18 protein-coding genes, 12 tRNA genes, 1 rRNA gene and 2 pseudogenes are annotated in these 16,737 nt (G+C 35.0%); 12 read left to right on the forward strand and 21 right to left on the reverse strand.

Annotated features, from left to right (window positions below; genetic code table 11):
• Nucleotides 1–64: 64 nt before the first annotated feature.
• The 5 genes and pseudogenes from A3GY_RS09795 to A3GY_RS0107875 form a co-directional block, all read right to left on the reverse strand.
• A pseudogene (locus tag A3GY_RS09795) lies at nt 65–1,275 on the reverse strand (aminoacyltransferase).
• Between the two features lie 170 nt (nt 1,276–1,445).
• On the reverse strand, nt 1,446–2,222 hold the full coding sequence (locus tag A3GY_RS0107860; protein ID WP_018030870.1) for a class I SAM-dependent methyltransferase: 777 nt from the start codon (nt 2,220–2,222) through the stop codon (nt 1,446–1,448).
• A 93-nt stretch (nt 2,223–2,315) separates the two neighbouring features.
• A complete protein-coding gene (locus tag A3GY_RS0107865) occupies nt 2,316–2,876 on the reverse strand; it encodes a cysteine hydrolase family protein (protein ID WP_197708970.1) in 561 nt (186 codons plus the stop codon).
• A gap of 119 nt (nt 2,877–2,995) precedes the next feature.
• Nucleotides 2,996–3,433, reverse strand: coding sequence for a hypothetical protein (locus A3GY_RS09800; RefSeq protein ID WP_018030872.1), 438 nt, complete (start codon nt 3,431–3,433; stop codon nt 2,996–2,998).
• Nucleotides 3,405–3,638 (reverse strand): annotated as a pseudogene (locus A3GY_RS0107875) (MFS transporter); the annotation flags it as partial. The pseudogene A3GY_RS0107875 and the gene A3GY_RS09800, both read right to left, overlap by 29 nt.
• A 612-nt stretch (nt 3,639–4,250) precedes the next feature.
• Between A3GY_RS0107875 and A3GY_RS0107880 the strand changes: the two are divergent.
• Entirely contained in the window at nt 4,251–5,378 is a 1,128-nt protein-coding gene (locus A3GY_RS0107880) for a DNA adenine methylase (protein ID WP_018030874.1), read from the forward strand.
• A gap of 78 nt (nt 5,379–5,456) precedes the next feature.
• On the opposite strand, the gene A3GY_RS0107885 is transcribed toward A3GY_RS0107880, so the two are convergent.
• Nucleotides 5,457–5,786 (reverse strand): hypothetical protein, encoded by a 330-nt coding sequence (locus tag A3GY_RS0107885; RefSeq protein WP_018030875.1) that lies wholly within the window; start codon nt 5,784–5,786, stop codon nt 5,457–5,459.
• Between the two features lie 690 nt (nt 5,787–6,476).
• Between A3GY_RS0107885 and A3GY_RS10345 the strand changes: the two genes are divergently transcribed.
• The gene (locus A3GY_RS10345) at nt 6,477–6,659 is read left to right on the forward strand and encodes a hypothetical protein (RefSeq protein ID WP_018030878.1); all 183 of its coding nucleotides are present in this window, start codon (nt 6,477–6,479) and stop codon (nt 6,657–6,659) included.
• A 244-nt stretch (nt 6,660–6,903) separates the two neighbouring features.
• Here A3GY_RS10345 and A3GY_RS0107905 read toward each other — a convergent pair whose 3' ends face one another.
• Nucleotides 6,904–7,338 (reverse strand): Rrf2 family transcriptional regulator, encoded by a 435-nt coding sequence (locus tag A3GY_RS0107905; RefSeq protein WP_018030879.1) that lies wholly within the window; start codon nt 7,336–7,338, stop codon nt 6,904–6,906.
• 177 nt (nt 7,339–7,515) lie between these two features.
• Here A3GY_RS0107905 and A3GY_RS0107910 point away from each other — a divergent pair, with 177 nt between their 5' ends.
• From A3GY_RS0107910 to A3GY_RS0107920, 3 genes are all read left to right on the forward strand, one after another.
• A complete protein-coding gene (locus A3GY_RS0107910) occupies nt 7,516–8,151 on the forward strand; it encodes an NAD(P)-dependent oxidoreductase (protein WP_018030880.1) in 636 nt (211 codons plus the stop codon).
• 102 nt (nt 8,152–8,253) lie between these two features.
• The gene (locus A3GY_RS0107915) at nt 8,254–9,033 is read left to right on the forward strand and encodes a protein-ADP-ribose hydrolase (protein WP_018030881.1); all 780 of its coding nucleotides are present in this window, start codon (nt 8,254–8,256) and stop codon (nt 9,031–9,033) included.
• Nucleotides 8,996–9,877: an SIR2 family NAD-dependent protein deacylase gene (locus A3GY_RS0107920; RefSeq protein WP_018030882.1), complete on the forward strand. Its 882-nt coding sequence runs from the start codon at nt 8,996–8,998 to the stop codon at nt 9,875–9,877. The genes A3GY_RS0107915 and A3GY_RS0107920 overlap by 38 nt, the downstream gene beginning before the upstream one ends.
• A 135-nt stretch (nt 9,878–10,012) precedes the next feature.
• Here the strand turns inward: A3GY_RS0107920 and A3GY_RS0107925 are convergent, their stop codons facing one another.
• Nucleotides 10,013–10,642 (reverse strand): helix-turn-helix domain-containing protein, encoded by a 630-nt coding sequence (locus A3GY_RS0107925; protein ID WP_018030883.1) that lies wholly within the window; start codon nt 10,640–10,642, stop codon nt 10,013–10,015.
• Nucleotides 10,643–10,795: 153 nt separating this feature from the next.
• Between A3GY_RS0107925 and A3GY_RS0107930 the strand changes: the two genes are divergently transcribed.
• The 7 genes from A3GY_RS0107930 (at nt 10,796) to A3GY_RS0107960 (ending at nt 15,352) form a co-directional block, all read left to right on the forward strand.
• A complete protein-coding gene (locus A3GY_RS0107930; protein ID WP_018030884.1) occupies nt 10,796–11,230 on the forward strand; it encodes a hypothetical protein in 435 nt (144 codons plus the stop codon).
• An 11-nt stretch (nt 11,231–11,241) separates the two neighbouring features.
• Nucleotides 11,242–11,607, forward strand: coding sequence for a hypothetical protein (locus A3GY_RS0107935; RefSeq protein ID WP_018030885.1), 366 nt, complete (start codon nt 11,242–11,244; stop codon nt 11,605–11,607).
• Between the two features lie 320 nt (nt 11,608–11,927).
• Complete coding sequence (locus A3GY_RS0107940) at nt 11,928–13,238, forward strand: Rep family protein (protein ID WP_018030886.1); 1,311 nt, start codon at nt 11,928–11,930, stop codon at nt 13,236–13,238.
• A gap of 93 nt (nt 13,239–13,331) precedes the next feature.
• Nucleotides 13,332–13,514: a DUF3173 family protein gene (locus A3GY_RS0107945; protein WP_013642633.1), complete on the forward strand. Its 183-nt coding sequence runs from the start codon at nt 13,332–13,334 to the stop codon at nt 13,512–13,514.
• Between the two features lie 14 nt (nt 13,515–13,528).
• A complete protein-coding gene (locus A3GY_RS0107950) occupies nt 13,529–14,665 on the forward strand; it encodes a tyrosine-type recombinase/integrase (RefSeq protein WP_018030887.1) in 1,137 nt (378 codons plus the stop codon).
• Between the two features lie 56 nt (nt 14,666–14,721).
• On the forward strand, nt 14,722–15,090 hold the full coding sequence (locus A3GY_RS0107955) for a type II toxin-antitoxin system RelE/ParE family toxin (protein ID WP_018030888.1): 369 nt from the start codon (nt 14,722–14,724) through the stop codon (nt 15,088–15,090).
• The gene (locus A3GY_RS0107960; protein ID WP_018030889.1) at nt 15,077–15,352 is read left to right on the forward strand and encodes a helix-turn-helix domain-containing protein; all 276 of its coding nucleotides are present in this window, start codon (nt 15,077–15,079) and stop codon (nt 15,350–15,352) included. The genes A3GY_RS0107955 and A3GY_RS0107960 overlap by 14 nt, the downstream gene beginning before the upstream one ends.
• 154 nt (nt 15,353–15,506) lie before the next feature.
• On the opposite strand, the gene A3GY_RS0107965 is transcribed toward A3GY_RS0107960, so the two are convergent.
• The 13 genes from A3GY_RS0107965 to rrf form a co-directional block, all read right to left on the reverse strand.
• A tRNA-Leu gene (locus A3GY_RS0107965) sits at nt 15,507–15,590 on the reverse strand.
• 15 nt (nt 15,591–15,605) lie between these two features.
• Nucleotides 15,606–15,677 (reverse strand) — tRNA-Gln (locus A3GY_RS0107970).
• Between the two features lie 10 nt (nt 15,678–15,687).
• Nucleotides 15,688–15,760 (reverse strand) — tRNA-His (locus A3GY_RS0107975).
• Between the two features lie 8 nt (nt 15,761–15,768).
• Nucleotides 15,769–15,839: transfer RNA gene (locus A3GY_RS0107980), tRNA-Trp, on the reverse strand.
• A gap of 6 nt (nt 15,840–15,845) precedes the next feature.
• Nucleotides 15,846–15,926 (reverse strand) — tRNA-Tyr (locus A3GY_RS0107985).
• Between the two features lie 13 nt (nt 15,927–15,939).
• Nucleotides 15,940–16,012 (reverse strand) — tRNA-Phe (locus A3GY_RS0107990).
• A 9-nt stretch (nt 16,013–16,021) separates the two neighbouring features.
• Nucleotides 16,022–16,095 (reverse strand) — tRNA-Met (locus A3GY_RS0107995).
• A gap of 11 nt (nt 16,096–16,106) precedes the next feature.
• Nucleotides 16,107–16,196: transfer RNA gene (locus A3GY_RS0108000), tRNA-Ser, on the reverse strand.
• Between the two features lie 8 nt (nt 16,197–16,204).
• Nucleotides 16,205–16,276, reverse strand: a tRNA-Glu gene (locus A3GY_RS0108005).
• Between the two features lie 15 nt (nt 16,277–16,291).
• A tRNA-Ile gene (locus A3GY_RS0108010) sits at nt 16,292–16,365 on the reverse strand.
• A 39-nt stretch (nt 16,366–16,404) separates the two neighbouring features.
• Nucleotides 16,405–16,475 (reverse strand) — tRNA-Gly (locus A3GY_RS0108015).
• A gap of 5 nt (nt 16,476–16,480) precedes the next feature.
• Nucleotides 16,481–16,553, reverse strand: a tRNA-Val gene (locus tag A3GY_RS0108020).
• Nucleotides 16,554–16,614: 61 nt separating this feature from the next.
• Nucleotides 16,615–16,730 (reverse strand): 5S ribosomal RNA (gene rrf, locus A3GY_RS0108025).
• Between the last annotated feature and the right edge of the window lie 7 nt (nt 16,731–16,737).

Below are 16,737 nucleotides of genomic sequence, written 5' to 3' on the forward strand. Positions count from 1 at the left end.
GAAATGGGAAACCAGAAAAACCCAGCAGAAGCCCTGCCAAAAAGCTAGCTGCTGAGTTTGAAAATCAATGTCGGTTTCTCTGTCTCTTACGAATCCTGTAAGTAATGCTGGCCAATTTGTAAAGCGGACTGACAGGAATATCAAATTCCCCCATATACTCTTCAATCACGGGATTGAAATTCGACTTGAATTTGGTCAGGCCATCATCCAAGCTCCCTTCTACCCCCCCATATTAGCCCAAATGATACCGGCCTCGTACGCATCTTCCAAAACCTTAGGATAAAGCGCATACTGCGGGTAAAATTTCTTAAAGGCATCGTTCATGCCGGCGTAAAGCATTTCCATCACATTCCCAAATGAAACAGATAGAATCCCTGCAATAACCAGTTCATCGGGATACTTGGTGACATAGTCTTCGAATTCTGCAATATAGTTGCTAACCGATTGCTTTTGCTGCTGCAGTTTGGTCAAACGCTTCTTTTGGTGCGCTTGGGTTGCTGCTAACTCTTTTTCAATCTGACGCAGTTGCTGCTTATAGCTGTCTAATCGCTTCGGCAGATTCACTTTTGCCAGATGAAGATAGGCATCGTCCCCATAAGTTTCCATTAGTTTTCTAAAGTAAGCCTCTCCTCGCAGCGATACCCCTTTTCGATTTTCCGTGAGAGCCACCACACGGGCAAAATCATTCAAATCTGAAATACTGCCGCGATACACTTCTACCCCTCGATTTTGTGCATCTTTCATTAAACGCTTGGTATGCTTTGGAAAAGTTGGCAGCATATCTTCCTGTGTATAAACATTAGCCTGATAACGCGGCTGAATCGTTTCTGCAATTTCTTTGGTCCGACCTGTCCAGACAACACCCGATTGGGCTAAATAGTCAATATTAGATAAAATATCCGAGTCCTCATCAACCTGATCTCCAATTTTGTATTGTTTCAAAAACTGAGCCGGATCAAATTTGATAAAAAGAGCGTGCTTTTGCTTGCCATAGTCTTTCAAGCTAGCAATCACAAAGTCAACCAAATCCTTATCCTGATAGTCCATAATTGGCCCTCTGGGAATGTAAAGCATGGTCATCCCCAAAGGCAGGGGTTTGATAAGAATAGAGGCCGAGGCCACCAATTTGTCATCTTGATAAAAACCAAGACGCTCATTTTCCCAATTATCTTTTATTTTGGCCCAGTCACTACTTTGTAATAGATTGACTTGATTACTTGCCTTTGCGAACTCATCATGTTCTGCTGCAGAAATTCCAACTTTATAAGTAAACATAGGACACCCCTTCTTTCATTGTCTGATAAAACCATTTAAATATTAACCAATTAAACTTTAATCAAACTTAAAAACTCTCTAAAGTAAATAAAATCTCAGCTTATCAAACAAAAAGACAGGACCCAAAGCCCTGCCTATAACCCAGTAAAAATGCTTCTCTCATTTCTAACTTACAGCTTAATGGACAAATTCGCAAGATAATCACTGCCAAATGCACTTAACCGATTGTTTTTATCCTTAGATTCATAAAAATCAATCATGGCAAACCCCTGCTTCAGCTGACCCCTGATTTGTTCTTCCAAGGTGTGGCTAAACTCATAACCATAAGCCGGATCAATATTTATCCGACCCTCAGCTTCTAACTGTCTGGAATTAAAAGGAAGAGGGTAGGCCAAAGACAACTCTTTTTCAGGGTGCTCCCAAACATCCTCACCATCATACATATAAATCCAAGGGTTCATGTAACCTACCATTAACAAACCGCCTTTTTTCAAAACCCTATAGGCTTCACGCCACATCGTATCCAGGTTTTCAATATAAACATTGGATACCGGGCAAAAAATAATATCAAACGACTGATCCGCAAAGGGGAAAGTCTTCGTCATATCTGCCTGAACCGTTATCAGTGATAAGCCCTCTCTATCTGCGACTTGTCTATCTTTTTCCAACTGTGATTCTGAAAAATCCATAATAGTCGTCTCATAGCCATTCATAGCAAAGACTGGACCTTGCTGCCCTCCACCACAGGCTAAACCTAAAAGTTTCTTACCTTTTGCTTTTTCAAACCATGATAAAGGAACGTTAGCTCCAACAGTCAGAGCCACTGCCATCGGTTTGTCCTTGAGGGCCATTAAGGCTTCATGGCTATAGGGAATCGTGTAGGCATTCCCCTGCCTGCTTGACACGCGATTCCATCTTTCCTGGTTTTTAACAATATACTCCGTCATCATTTCTCTCCTCCACTACACGACTAAGCTTTGCAACCCTCATTACATTAAAATATCAGATCTCCTAATCCGAGCCATTTTTGTTCCCAGGTCTTAGTTCAGCTGATGATAATGCTTAATCACATCATCTGTCGACACAATTACAGCAAATTCATCATGCAACGTCGCCAGTGAGATCTCTTGAACATCTTGCGGAGAAAAGGTTTTTCCCTGATGATTTTGCAAAGCAAAAGAGGCTGTTGCATCTTCAACCAAATAGGTTTTATAACCCAAATTACTAGCCATCCGAGTTGTAGTTGAAACATAATGAGGTGTCGTCAAACCTGCAATCACCAGTGTTGAAACACCATTTTCCTCAAGATAGTCCTGCAAATGGGTGCCAATAAAGGCGCTATTCACAGACTTAGAAATCAATTGTTCACCATCTAACGGAAGAACACTGTCCTGAAAGCCAACCCCCTCGTTCTTTACATAGAATCTAGAATTAGGATTTTGGCTCTTATGCTGAACGTGAATCACCAAGTCCCCATGCTCCCTAAATGATGCAAGCAGCCTAGACGCATTATTCTCTGCTGCGTCATTATTCCGTCCTCCCCAAGAGCCATCTCTAAACGTTTTTTGAATATCAATTAACAACAGTGCCTTCCTCATCATAAACCTCCTTGATTAACTCATTATAACATAAGAGGCTCAGACGAATAGACAACCTTTTTTTCAATTAACTCCCCGCGCTGTCCCTAAGTTACAGAAATGATTTTCAACTTTAAACATAATCAATAAAAAAGTTCTGCATGCCGTTTGGCTTCTACTTCTGCCAGTTGTTTAGAACTCCAAGCATAGAAAATACCTGCTTTATTGTTTGACAAAGAGTTCTTCTCTATTTCTTTTTTTAATTGTCTCAACTCCTCAATTAAAACCTCTTTTTGCTTCAATCCAGTTTCTAAGCTAAATTTTTGAAATCTATTCATCCGTTTTTCGAGTAATTTTTGAAGTTCGAGTAACTGTTCTAAACTATCCTCTTGTCTCATCAATTCAACATCAATTATTTCTTTCTGTTTTTGGATTGGCAAGTTATCTGCAAAATACATTCGCACCATGAAATCCCATTTATTTTTCCGAGGTTCAATTTCTGTTTGAATATAGTAATAAAAAGATTTTATCCCATTTTCAGTAATTGTATAAACCTTTGAAAAGGCAACACTTTTTTCCAAGAATATTTGCGAGTTTTCCTAAAGGAATGGTAAGTGAAGCAAAAAGGATTGTATAAGCATTTAAAGGTAAAGATAAATCTGAAAGTGTTACAGAAAATTGATTTTGAATACTTGGCAAAGCAATATTCATGATAGTTGTATCAAGCATTACAATAAATGTTCCTAAACACATTGCAAGGACAATAAGTTTATGATGTTTAGTCATACGAATCTCCTTATCCCTATAATATGAATTAAATTTATATTATATTTCTTGTAAAACTACTTGTCAAGTATTTATTAAAATTTTTTATAAACTACAAACTTTAAATTGTTATGGAAAGTTCTAAAATGAAGTTAGCCACCTAAGGGTATCAAAAAACATCTCAGAGAGATATAATTGTAATCACCACAACAACAATTAGAAAGACTCTGAGATGCAATAAATCTCCTAAAGAGTTTTTACAGACTGGCTAACTTGAACTTGAAATTTAGTTTTTAAATTGTTATTCATTATCGAAATTATGACATTATTAATTACATAAGCTATAACAAAAGGAAGTTTAGCAAATGAAAAAACGACTTAGAGGTTTTTTCTCTAGGTCATTTTCTAGTGATTAAAAGTATATTGACATAATCTTTCTTAAAATGATAGAAGCTATTGTCAGACTTATGGACATTTGGTTCAGGAAAATGCACGAGTTAGAGAGTTATTGTTCGGGTTAAATAAAAAGCGACAGGGTGAGCAAAAATAATGGCAACACACACTAATTAAAAAATTTGATTAACTGATAGCGGATAAATTATGATATAATTATAATTTGAAAGGATTTGACATATGAAACCATACTTAAAGTGGGCAGGCGGTAAAGAAACTGAGCTGAAGTATATCTTACCTATACTCCCCGCTAAAATTGAGCGATATTTTGAACCTTTTGTTGGAGGAGGAGCATTGTTCTTAAACTTAGCAGAACAAAAAAATATTTCTCAATTTTATATTAACGATATATCATCCGAGCTGATGTCTTTATATCATTATTTAAAGGACTCTAATGAAACCTTTTTTAAAATATTACATCTTATGAATTCTGCTTGGATTGAAATTGAAAATTTACTTAATAACAAGGAGGAAGAGTTACGAACTATCTATTATAATTATAGATATACATTAGATAAGAAACAACTAGAGAATGATATTCTGCGTTTTCTATGGTTGAATGGAGCCAGTTTAGAGGCTCTATTAGATAAAAAAATATCTTATGATGTTCAAAAATTAAGAAGGCTATTAGACAAATTAGTTATGCAAAAGTATGTTCGGACTGTAAAAACAGAAGTTGTAAAAGGGGCTGTTGATAATGATATGTTAATTGAAATTATTCTCAGTTCATTTAAAGGAGCCGTTTATACTTATTTCAGATATATTTATAATGAAGGATTATCAGGAAATCCCGAAATTTCTCCTGAACTTTTTATTGCTACCTTTTACTTTATGAGAGAATTTTCATTTTCTGGAATGTTCCGATTCAATGTTAATGGTGAGTTTAATGTTCCTTATGGAGGATTGAGTTATAATCACAAATCACTTAGTGATAAGATAGAACGTATGGAATCGTTTGAGACTAAGCAAATTTTTTCGAAAACAAAATTATATTGTGAAGACTTTTTAAAATTTTTAACAAACTTTGAATTTTCCAATAAAGATTTTATATTCTTAGACCCACCATACGATACAGAATTTAGTAACTATAATAATATTGACTTCCAAACTCATGACCAAATACGCTTGCGGGATACTTTATTAGATACACCAGCTAAATTTCTGTTAATTATTAAAAATACGGATTTTATTTATAATTTATATAGAGATACTCCATTTGAAATTAGTAGTTTTGATAAGCAATATCAAGTTAGTTTTCAAAATAGAAATGAGAAAAAAGTAAAACATCTAATTATTAAGAATTATTAAATATGTAAAAAATGAACAATTAAAGTTGGTAATGACCCCAAATTTTAATTGTTCATTTTTTTACATTTGACGCTTCCTTTATTTAAACGAAGTTGCAATAAACTTTTCAAAATGTTCTTTTCCTTTTAAAGTAATTGCTAATGATGAGTTATTGTTGTCATAGGAGATTAAACCTTCATATATCATGTTTCCTGGTGTATTTCTATGACTTACGATGTTTCTAACAATCTGCGAGAAAGTTGTATCCCTTCTACCTGCTAAAATCTCTTTATCACCTGGTGTTAATAAATCTTGTTTTTCTAGGTGTTTTGTTGCCTTTTCAATTAACTGAGTAGTTGTCAACGGACCAATAGTTACAAGTAAATACAAAACTAAGTTATCTAATTTCTTTTCCGAAATTCTATTCATATCGTGAACCTTTCTTTTTCTGTAATTTTAACATATTTTTATAATTATAGAAAGCATTTTAGTCGTTATATTTGTTTTTTCCATGCAAAAGTGGTGCAATAGTATTGCAAATAAAATGATGAGGGTGCTATTAGGACTACTAAGAATTTTCAAAAATAATTGATAAAGATTTGTATGATAGGGTGGCGGCTATTTATAATGATTTAGGAACTATTGTATGGGAGGCATTTGTGATGTTTTTGAAAAAGTGTGAAGAGGGATTCAGGGATTGCCATTTGAATTGAGGAAATCATCAAATGTTATGAATGATCAAGATTTAGAAGACTTGTTGCTGAGTAACCTCGTACGTAAAAAATTGACCTTGATAATTATGATGATGTCGCTGAATTCTTTGATAAAGAAATTCCTGAATATGAGGTGAATTATGGATGATTTACAAAGATATACACTTTTAGTAGTTTGTATTTCTTTTGATATGATGGCATAGGGTCAAAATCACGTCCTGTTATGCTAATTAAGTCTGATAATGAGACTATGATATGACAAATGATGATAATGTTATTTTTAGATCTTTTTTATGGTGTTCAAGATAATAATAGTATTAATAAGCGTCTGAGGAAGTATTTACAAGAGCTTGATATTGAACCTAAAACTATGAACAGTACAGGTTAGAGACACAGTTATTGCAATATGTTACTTGCTGAAGGGGTAGATATTTGGGCTGTTTCTAAGTTGATGGGGCATAATGATATCACCCAGATTACTCAGACTTATGGACATTTGGTTCAGGAAAAAGCTGATGAGGAAAATGCACGAGTTAGAAAGTTATTGTCTGGTTTAAATAAAAAAAGACAAGGCGACCAAAAAAAATAAAAAAGCCTCTAAATCAACGTTTAGAGGCTAAGAATAATACCGGCGGCCGGGGTCGAACCGGCACGTCCGTGAGGACACTGGATTTTGAGTCTAACATTATTAGTTTTAAATCTCAGAAATATTGATTTTATAAGCTTTTTTTCTATAATATGTTTTTAAACTTAGTATCACTTCCAAATTTTAGATACTTTTTAGTAACTATAAAATGCTAGAAAGTATACTCCTTATTAAAAAGAGTTTTGGACTAGTTTTGTGCGATTTTATTATCCATATCCGTAATAAGAGAGGCTAAATTAATTGCCTTTAATGATTGTAGAAATTGGTTGTGAATATCATTTAGATGAGGGTCAAGAACGGAGTGAACAACACGCCCAACTTCACAATTTGGATTGGTATCATCATGTGGTTTAAAAATGGTTTTATGAGGATCTTCAACAGCTAAAAAAATATCCCAGAGAGTAAGGTCTTCTGGTTGTTTTGTTAAATGAGCTCCACCTATTCCAGCTTCAACTTTTACAAGCCCAGATTTTTGTAATTTTCCTAATAAGTTTCGGACAATTACGGGATTAGTTTGAATACTGTTAGCAAGAAAAGTAGAAGTTACCTTCTCTTTATTTTCAAAATGATATATAGCTAGTAGGATATGAACTGAAGTAGCTAATCGTGTAGAATATGGCATCTTTTCTTCCTTCTTTAATTTTCTTATACTAATTATATCATATTTTCGATGTAACAAAAAAAGTTACAACTTTTTCGGTGTAACTATTGACATTACATCTAAAACTTGCTATACTGTGAACATAGGTTGTAACAATTATGATTACATCTAATAAATAAATTTTTGGAGGAAAAAATAATGTCAAAAGTTGCAGTAATTAGTTCAAATGGTCGTGTAGCTCGTCTTATCGTAGAAGAGCTTGTAGGTCGTGGATACGATGTCACAGGTTTTAGTCGTGAAGAAACAAATGCTTCAAAAGCGCAAACATATATTCAAAAAGATTTATTTGACATCACAAAGGAAGATGTAGCTGATTTTGAAGTTGTAGTTAGTGCATTCGGAACATGGGCTCCTGAAACTCTTCATCTGCATGTTGAAGTGATTAATCACTTATCAGATATCATGGCTAATTCAGATGCTCGTTTTGTAGTTGTTGGTGGAGCGGGTAGCTTATATGTTGATCCAGAGCTAACAGTTCAATTGGTAGATACTCCAGATTTTCCGAAAGAATACTATGCACTTGCTAAAGCACAAACTGATGCACTTGATGTTCTTCGCAAACGTAATGATGTCAAATGGACATTTGTTAGTCCAGCAGGTGATTTCCAAGCAGATGGTGAACGTACAGGGGAATATATTCTTGGTGGGGAACAATTAACGCTTAACAGTCGTGGTGAAAGTATCATTAGTTACGCTGACTATGCTCTTGGTTTTGCAGATGAAATTGAAAAAGGAAATCATATTCAAGAACGTATCAGTTTAGTTCGTAAATAATCAATAAAAGCATAGTACTTTGTAAATAAAAAAACGAGATTGAGATTTTTCTCAATCTCGTTTTGGTAGGGAAATGATTTTGTTATCCATAAGGAGAGACTAATGAATCAAGCACAAAGAAGATTGTATTTAATAAAGGTGCTCTTATCAGAAAGAGCAGAGTTTGCAGATATTATAATTCCTGATGAAGTTGAACAGCAAAAAGTACTTTTACGAGCTTTGATTAATGTTCGCCCACCAGAAACTGTGTCAGCTGAGTTTTTAGATATTCAAAATGCATACCTTCAAGAAGAGTTAACACAAAAAACAGTAATAAAATTGACTGATTTGACTCCGATTTCTGGTCAATTATACCTATGGAATGGTGATATTACGACATTAAAAGTAGATGGTATTGTTAATGCTGCTAATAGTCAACTTTTAGGTTGTTTTTATCCCAATCACAAGTGTATTGATAATGCTATTCATACTTTTGCAGGTGTTCAATTACGGCAGGAGTGTTATCGGCTGATGAAAGAGCAAGGACACTTAGAAAAGACGGGTGAGGCTAAGATAACCCCTGCTTATAATTTGCCAAGTCAATATGTTTTACATACAGTTGGGCCTATTGTTGATGGTAGATTACTATCTAAACATGAAAAAGATTTAATTAGTAGTTATCGCTCTTGTTTAGAATTAGCGGATGTTAATGGTTTAAAAAGTTTAGCATTTTGCTGTATTTCAACAGGAGAATTTCATTTTCCACATAAGAGAGCAGCAGAACTGGCAGTAGCAACTGTTCAAGAATATTTAAAAGAGACAGATAGCAAGATGAAGGTGGTATTCAATGTTTTTAAAGAAGAAGATGAAAAAATCTACAAAAGATTACTCGGAGCAAATTAATGACATCGTAAAAAAATTAGAAAAAGCAGATGCTGTTTTAATTGGTATTGGTGCAGGATTATCAGCTTCTGCAGGTCTAACTTATTATGGTGAACGTTTTGATAACTATTTTTCTGATTTTAAAGAGAAGTATGGTATTGAAGACATGTATTCTGGTGGTTTTTATCCCTTTGCTACAAAAGAAGAATATTGGGCATGGTGGAGTCGTCATATTTTTATTAATCGCTATGAAGCACCAGTTGGTCAACCCTATATCGATTTATTAGACATTGTTAAACATAAGGATTATTTTATTTTATCAACTAATGTCGATCATCAAGTACAGAAAGCGGGATTTGATAAAAAAAGGCTTTTTTATACACAAGGGGATTATGGTTTAATGCAATGTTCGGTTCCTTGTCATTATACCAACTATGACAACAAAGATTTGATTTATCAGATGGTTGAATCTGAAAAGGAAATGAAAATCCCTTCTAATCTTATACCAACTTGTCCTAGGTGTGGTGCTCCTATGACTAATAATCTAAGGATAGACAATCGTTTTGTTGAAGATGAAGGATGGCATAAAGCTCAAAAAAGGTATAGCGAATTTTTGGAAGAAAATAGCAAAAAAGCAATCATTTATTTAGAACTTGGTGTAGGCATGAATACACCAGGTATTATTAAATATCCTTTCATGCAAATGACTTATGCTAATCCCAAAGCAACTTTTATTACATTAAATCAAGAAACGTTTAAATATCCTGATGAACTTTCAAAGCAATTAATACAACTTGATGGTGATATTGGTAAAAATTTACAAGCAATTCGCCAAAGAATAGAATCAAAATCTATAAGTAATTAAGTAAACTAAAAAGAGTTTGGGACAAAACTAGCCCTAGCCCCAAGCTCTTTTTTAGTTTTTTTGTTTGAGAATTTTTTCGGTTTATAGTATATGTTATTGTAATAAAATACCATCACTTTATAAAGTTTTCAATAATTATTTATCTTTTAATATATCTTGATGCTCCAAGATAAAATTAACATCGTCTGCAATTTCCTTAATTTTATCAGCCTGATTGAAAAGTAATTGGAGCTGCGAAAGATGACGAGCATACTTAATCCCCTCACTTGGGTCTGTGGTCAGGTGGCCAAAGTCATCACGGTACAATGGGTCTCCTTTATCAGTTTCCATAATTGGTGCATAAGTTAATCTATCAAGAATATGGATAATTTCATTTGAGTAAGTTTGAGAAGAATCGGCTCTCTCTAGCTCATCAACTCTCTCTAAAGCATACAAAATTTGCTCCGCTTTCTCACTATACTCTTCTATTTTAGATACAGCACGGATAATTTTTTCAGCTTTTTCACTATATTCATCTGTTTTAATAACGGCTCTCTCTAGTTCAATATCCGTGCTTGTTCCAAAGAGTTCATTGGGTGTTGCTTTAAAATATCTAGCAATTTTATCTAAATTTGCAAACGTTGGATAACTTGTACCCAATTCAATTTTAGAAATAGCTGCTTTTTTTACTCCAATAACTTCTGCTAGTTCTGCTTGAGTAACTCCTTTTTTCTTTCTCAATTGTGCAACATTCTTTCCGAAGTTTTGTATTAAATAGTCATTCATTTTATCACCTCGTGTAAATTATATCATAAAAAGATATAAAATATCTAAAAAAACACAAAAATATCTTGACTTATTGATTTTATAAGATTATAATGTCTTTAAAAGATATAAAATATCTAAAAAGAGGTGACGCTTATTGAATATGTAGACATAGTGAAACAAACTGGAAAATCTATTAGTACCATTAAAAAGTGGCGCAAAAAGATTGAAAACCTATCTGGCTATGAGTTCACGAAAACCAAAGCTAGAGTTAGTCGGCATAGCGTACAAGTATTCTTTGACTTTTCAAAAGACGAGGTCGCTAAATTCATTGAGTTATCTAAAGAAATTGATAAAACAAAAGATTTAGATAGTTCTATTAAAAAGGTTTGGGGTGACCTAAATACCCAGCAAGCGCAAAGTTTAGAAGAGGATTTACTGGAACTTGAATTTGATTTCTACAACTTTAAAAAAGAAATCACCAAAACAGTAACTAATCTTCAAACTGACAATCGTGTTTTATCGCAACGTTTAACAAGTATGCTAGAACGTTTGAATGAGCTAGAAGATGACCAAAAAACAGGATTCTTCAAGAGATTAAAAAAATAGGAGGACAAAATATGTCAATTAAAACTAATGAAGTAGTTGTTAAAAACTGGGAAGAAAAAGATTATCAACTCGTTGAGGTACAAGATTGGTATGAACTTAATAATAATGAGCGTGTCCATCTAGGGTGGAAGTATGTGGTCGTTCTACCAAGGCTACGCTATGAAAAAGTAGCTGTTAAAGTACCAAATTCAGATGGTGAAGTACCTATTATTTCTAGGGAAAAGCTAGCCGAGCAAGGTTCAGTTACTGTTAAATTTACTAACCTTAATGTTGGTGTTTATACACGTACCACTAAGGGGTCTGAATTTGTATCACTAGAATTGAGTGCTAAAGCTGACGATATTGCTTTAGTCAAAGAGCAAGCCAAAGGTCAGTAATCTTTTCAGGTGAGGGCGGTTAGTCAGTGCCTGCGAGCGAGGACGCAAGATGCGGTAGCTCGCAAGGGCACGGTTAAGCGCTAACGCTCGAGCTACTTGAAAAGGGGTGCTGACACTTACTCAAAGACTTTTGGGAATTTTAATTTGCCAAAACCCTTTAAGCAACGCACACACCATTCAGGGCTTGTCGACAGAATGGTGTGTAACCCTTTAATTTCAAGGGATTAGGAGATTTCTAAAAAGCTTAAATTCCTTGATGAATCAAGGGGCAAATTCATGGGCAAATTAAACTAATTTGCCCAAATCTAGAAAGGAGTTTTATGTCTGATAGAAAAAGAGCTACTACTTTTATCTTTGAGCAACAGCTTAAGTCAGATTACTGGGATTGGGAGGAAGAAAAAAAGAAGCTCTTTCAAGACTGGAAAGAGAATAGAGTAGCCATCTTTAAAGAAATTCATAGACGAATCCAGACTCTTGAAGAAAGTATTCCTGCTAAAGTTGCTTTCATTATTCATGACAAAGATAAAAAATATAATTTAACTTTAGTTGAACCTCATATTCATGGTTATATTGAATTTGCGAGTAGACGAGATTTAAACCATCTAGCAAGTGTTCTAGGCTTACTACCACAATATATTGAGCCTAGTGGACGTGGAAAGTATGGAAAAGTAAACTCCAAGGCTTATTTAATCCATGCTAAAAATCCCGATAAATATCAATATTCACCTGATGATGTAGAGACTTTTGGAACTTTCGATTACAAAGAATTTTTTCAAGAACATCAGTTAGATTTTATCAAACGTTCCGCAACTGTTAAACGTGAAAAATCAGACGAAGAGTTAGATAGTGTTTTTCAAGCTATCGTTAATGGAACGCTGACAGAAGATGATATTTTTGCAAATGAAGAACTAACTTTTCTATGGTCTTATAATCAGACCAAACTAGATGAAGCTTTTAGAGCTTATGGAAAAATTGCTTCTAAACGAACTTTAAGGCAATTAGAGAGTGGGGAATTTCAACCAGCTGTTATTTATATTCATGGAAGTTCTGGTATTGGAAAAACCTCTTTAGCTTTAGAATTAATTGAACAGATTATCAAAAGAGCTAAAGAATATAATTATAACTGGAAGATGTATAGTGCAGGTACTAAAAATATTTTTGATGAATATTTTGGGGAAGAAATTATCCTTTTAGATGACCCTAGATATGATAGTCTTCTACCCGCTGACTGGTTAAAATTATTAGACCCCTTAAACAAATCACATCTATCTGCTCGCTATAAAAATAAGTTAGTCATTGGTCGGATAATTATCATCACCAATTATAAATCACTTAAAAGTTTCTTTGGTAAAATTCAGCATGAAGATTTGAATCAGTATATTAGACGGTTTAACAATGTCCTTGAAATTTCTAAGAAGAATGAGAAATCGGAAAAGGACAGATTCTTCAATCTATCACAAATTCAAGAATTGAGAGAAGCTCATGACTATTTAGGAGAATCATCACTACTTTTTGGAGAAGAAAAAGTTTATTCAACTGATGATAAAGAAGCATTTATCAATCATGTGTTAGAATACTATATCTTTCCCAGAATATTACCCGAAACAAAAAGCGCCCCTCTAGACCAATAAAAGGAAACGCTTTTAGCTCTTAGGACAAAAGGGAGCGACAACTCCCCTTAGCTTGTCCTTATTATAACATAATTTATAAGGAGAACAACTATTATGATTACAACTGTTACAAAAGATGACCTTGTTGCCCTTGGTTTTTCCGAAGGAACTTCTCGACAAATTATCCGTAAAGGAAAACTTGTCTTGATTGAACGAGGCTTTCCCATTTATAACAATAAACGAATTGGTACTATTCCTGCGACTATCGTAGAAGAGCTTCTTAATATCAAATTTTAGAAAGCAGTAGAGCTATGGTCGTTAAAAAGAATGGAAATAACGGATGGTTGGTTGATGTTAGTAATGGTTTTAATCCTGTCACTTTAAAGCAAAGACGAATTATTCGTAAAGGTTTTAAAACAAAGAAAGAGGCTCTTGAAGCAGAACAATATTTACGAAGTGTCGAACTTAAAGAACGCTACTTTGGGGCAAAAATAACCATGGATATGTTATATGCCTTTCTTAGAGAAGAAGACATTATTAATCATAGAAAACAAAGTTACATTAACACACAAGAAAATAATTATAATCGTCATATTAAGCATTACTTTGAAAAAGTCGCTGATGTCAGTAAGCTACAATATGATGATTTCTATGATTTTAGAGAACATCTCACTGTAACAATTTCTAAAAATACAAAAAAGCCTTTGAGTTCAAACACTATTAATAAAATCATGATTTTACTAAAGAAGATTATGGATGTCGGTGTTCGCAAGGGATTCTATCCTTCTAACCCCGTAATACTTATCAAAAAACTGCCTATTAATAAGCCAAAGCTAAACTATTGGACTATTTCAGAATTTAAAGACTTTTTAGAATTATTTACTCCAGAAGAATATCACTATCAACTATTATTTAAAGTTTTATACTTCACTGGCATGCGACTAGGAGAGGTTTTGGCTCTTAATTGGAATGATATTGATTTTTCCAGAAATACAATAGCTGTTTCAAAGTCAGTCTACTTCAAAAAAGGAGTTAGTTATATCAGTACCCCTAAAACAAAAGCTAGTATTAGGCAGATTGTCATTAACGCTAAATTAATGAACGAACTAGAAGTATGGCAGCAAAAACAATATGAGTTGCTGAAGCAATTTTCAAATGATAATTGCACAGATTTACAACTATTTCAAGATAGTCCTATTCCAATTACTAAAGATAGTATTGAAAAGTATTATCATAGTGTATTAAAACGTAATCCTAAGCTTAAAAAAATAAGAATACATGATTTAAGACATTCCCATGCTTCACTTTTAATCAACCAAGGCGAAGATTACCTTGTTGTCAAAGAACGTCTCGGACATGCGTCTATAACAACTACAATTGACACTTACTCACATTTATATCCAAGTAAACAAGTTGCATTGGCAGATAAACTTGATAGTTTGTTTTAAATCGTTGGGAAAAATCATTTGTGTTTTTGAACAATATATGCTATCATGGAGGTACAATGAAGAAGCCGATATTTGAATTCTATACAAGACCGAATGGTCATAATGAATTTGTAGAGTTTTATAAATCCTTACCACAGAAAGATAGAGAAAAACTACTGGCAACTATTAGCATGATACAAGAACATGGGCTATTAACAGCTCAACGTATGGAGTGGATAAAGAAATTAAATAGTGATATTTTTGAAATCCGTTCCAAGGTATCATCTAATATCCAACGTGCCCTTTATTTTCACGCTGTAGATAATAGATATATTATTACACATGGATTTACCAAAAAAACTCAAAAAACGCCAATTACTGAAATTAAAAAGGCACAGCTCATCAAAAAAGAATTTGAAGGGGAACAAAAGAATGAAAACTATTAAATTTGATGATTTCTTAAATGAACAACTTAAAGATAATTCTTTTAAAGAGGGTTACCAAGCTGAAAAAGCTATTCTAGAGAGTGCACTTGCTGTTGCCAATGCTCGCTCAAAAGCAGGCTTAACTCAACGTCAACTTTCAGAGTTATCGCATGTTCCTCAATCAACTATCGCTCGAATTGAAAGAGGTCATAATACCAGCATTGAAACTATGAGTAAACTAGCTGTAGCTCTTAACCAAGAATTAAAAATTAGTATTAGTTAGTTTATTTTAAAGAGAAGAAAGATGAAATTTCTTCTCTTTTTTGATGCCTAAAATTACCAACCAAAAAATAAACTAGAAATTTTTAGTAACTTTAGTCTCAAATTTTGAAAAAAAAAAGAAAAGACAAGGCTCACGAACCTTGTCAAATCAACTATACCGGCGGCCGGGGTCGAACCGGCACGTCCTTGCGGACACTGGATTTTGAGTCCAGCGCGTCTGCCAATTCCGCCACGCCGGCTAGTATTATAGGCAACTGGGGTAGCTGGATTCGAACCAACGCATGAGGGAGTCAAAGTCCCTTGCCTTACCGCTTGGCTATACCCCAATAATAAATAGGCGAATGATGGGAATCGAACCCACGAATGCCAGAGCCACAATCTGGTGTGTTAACCACTTCACCACATTCGCCATATTAACACGGGCAGTAGGAATTGAACCCACACTGAAGGTTTTGGAGACCTTAGTTCTACCTTTAAACTATGCCCGTAAACAATGGAAGGGGAGGGATTCGAACCCCCGAACCCGAAGGAGCGGATTTACAGTCCGCCGCGTTTAGCCTCTTCGCTACCCTTCCTTGATTAAATTTATGGCGCGAGACGGAATCGAACCGCCGACACATGGAGCTTCAATCCATTGCTCTACCAACTGAGCTACCGAGCCAACTGTCTATTGCGGGAGCAGGATTTGAACCTACGACCTTCGGGTTATGAGCCCGACGAGCTACCTANCTGCTCCATCCCGCGATTATCTTTAAAGGAGGATGTGGGATTCGAACCCACGCACGCTTTTACACGCCTGACGGTTTTCAAGACCGTTCCCTTCAGCCGGACTTGGGTAATCCTCCAGTTATAATAGTCCGTACGGGATTCGAACCCGTGTTACCGCCGTGAAAAGGCGGTGTCTTAACCCCTTGACCAACGGACCATAAAATAAAGATGATGGGCACGAGTGGACTCGAACCACCGACCTCACGCTTATCAGGCGTGCGCTCTAACCAGCTGAGCTACGCGCCCAAGTAAAATAAATACATAACTTGGGTTACATCTCTGTAAAGCGGGTGACGAGAATCGAACTCGCGACAACAGCTTGGAAGGCTGTAGTTTTACCACTAAACTACACCCGCTTATATGGGAGTTAACGGGATCGAACCGCTGACCCTCTGCTTGTAAGGCAGATGCTCTCCCAGCTGAGCTAAACTCCCTTGGGTAGAGAGCCTAACTCAACTGAGTTAAACTCCCAAATGGAGATCTCTCTCCAAGATGGCTAAGCAACTACCCTATCTCACAGGGGGCAACCCCCAACTACTTCAGGCGTTCTAGGGCTTAACGGCTGTGTTCGGCATGGGAACAGGTGTATCTCCTAGGCTATCGTCACTTAACTCTGAG

Origin of the sequence: Streptococcus ferus DSM 20646, from assembly GCF_000372425.1 — a bacterium.
GTDB classification, from domain to species: Bacteria; Bacillota; Bacilli; order Lactobacillales; family Streptococcaceae; genus Streptococcus; species Streptococcus ferus.

Excerpts from the sequence above, each read along its gene's own strand:
- A3GY_RS0107960 (WP_018030889.1), top strand. The coding sequence starts at position 15,077 with ATGAAAACTATTAAATTTGATGATTTCTTAAATGAACAACTTAAAGAT.
- A3GY_RS0107940 (WP_018030886.1), top strand. The coding sequence starts at position 11,928 with ATGTCTGATAGAAAAAGAGCTACTACTTTTATCTTTGAGCAACAGCTT.
- A3GY_RS0107860 (WP_018030870.1), bottom strand. The coding sequence starts at position 2,222 with ATGACGGAGTATATTGTTAAAAACCAGGAAAGATGGAATCGCGTGTCA.
- A3GY_RS0107910 (WP_018030880.1), top strand. The coding sequence starts at position 7,516 with ATGTCAAAAGTTGCAGTAATTAGTTCAAATGGTCGTGTAGCTCGTCTT.
- A3GY_RS0107920 (WP_018030882.1), top strand. The coding sequence starts at position 8,996 with ATGAAAAAATCTACAAAAGATTACTCGGAGCAAATTAATGACATCGTA.
- A3GY_RS0107955 (WP_018030888.1), top strand. The coding sequence starts at position 14,722 with ATGAAGAAGCCGATATTTGAATTCTATACAAGACCGAATGGTCATAAT.
- A3GY_RS0107915 (WP_018030881.1), top strand. The coding sequence starts at position 8,254 with ATGAATCAAGCACAAAGAAGATTGTATTTAATAAAGGTGCTCTTATCA.
- A3GY_RS0107905 (WP_018030879.1), bottom strand. The coding sequence starts at position 7,338 with ATGCCATATTCTACACGATTAGCTACTTCAGTTCATATCCTACTAGCT.
- A3GY_RS10345 (WP_018030878.1), top strand. The coding sequence starts at position 6,477 with ATGTTACTTGCTGAAGGGGTAGATATTTGGGCTGTTTCTAAGTTGATG.
- A3GY_RS0107945 (WP_013642633.1), top strand. The coding sequence starts at position 13,332 with ATGATTACAACTGTTACAAAAGATGACCTTGTTGCCCTTGGTTTTTCC.
- A3GY_RS0107880 (WP_018030874.1), top strand. The coding sequence starts at position 4,251 with ATGAAACCATACTTAAAGTGGGCAGGCGGTAAAGAAACTGAGCTGAAG.
- A3GY_RS0107935 (WP_018030885.1), top strand. The coding sequence starts at position 11,242 with ATGTCAATTAAAACTAATGAAGTAGTTGTTAAAAACTGGGAAGAAAAA.
- A3GY_RS0107950 (WP_018030887.1), top strand. The coding sequence starts at position 13,529 with ATGGTCGTTAAAAAGAATGGAAATAACGGATGGTTGGTTGATGTTAGT.
- A3GY_RS0107925 (WP_018030883.1), bottom strand. The coding sequence starts at position 10,642 with ATGAATGACTATTTAATACAAAACTTCGGAAAGAATGTTGCACAATTG.
- A3GY_RS0107865 (WP_197708970.1), bottom strand. The coding sequence starts at position 2,876 with ATGATGAGGAAGGCACTGTTGTTAATTGATATTCAAAAAACGTTTAGA.
- A3GY_RS0107885 (WP_018030875.1), bottom strand. The coding sequence starts at position 5,786 with ATGAATAGAATTTCGGAAAAGAAATTAGATAACTTAGTTTTGTATTTA.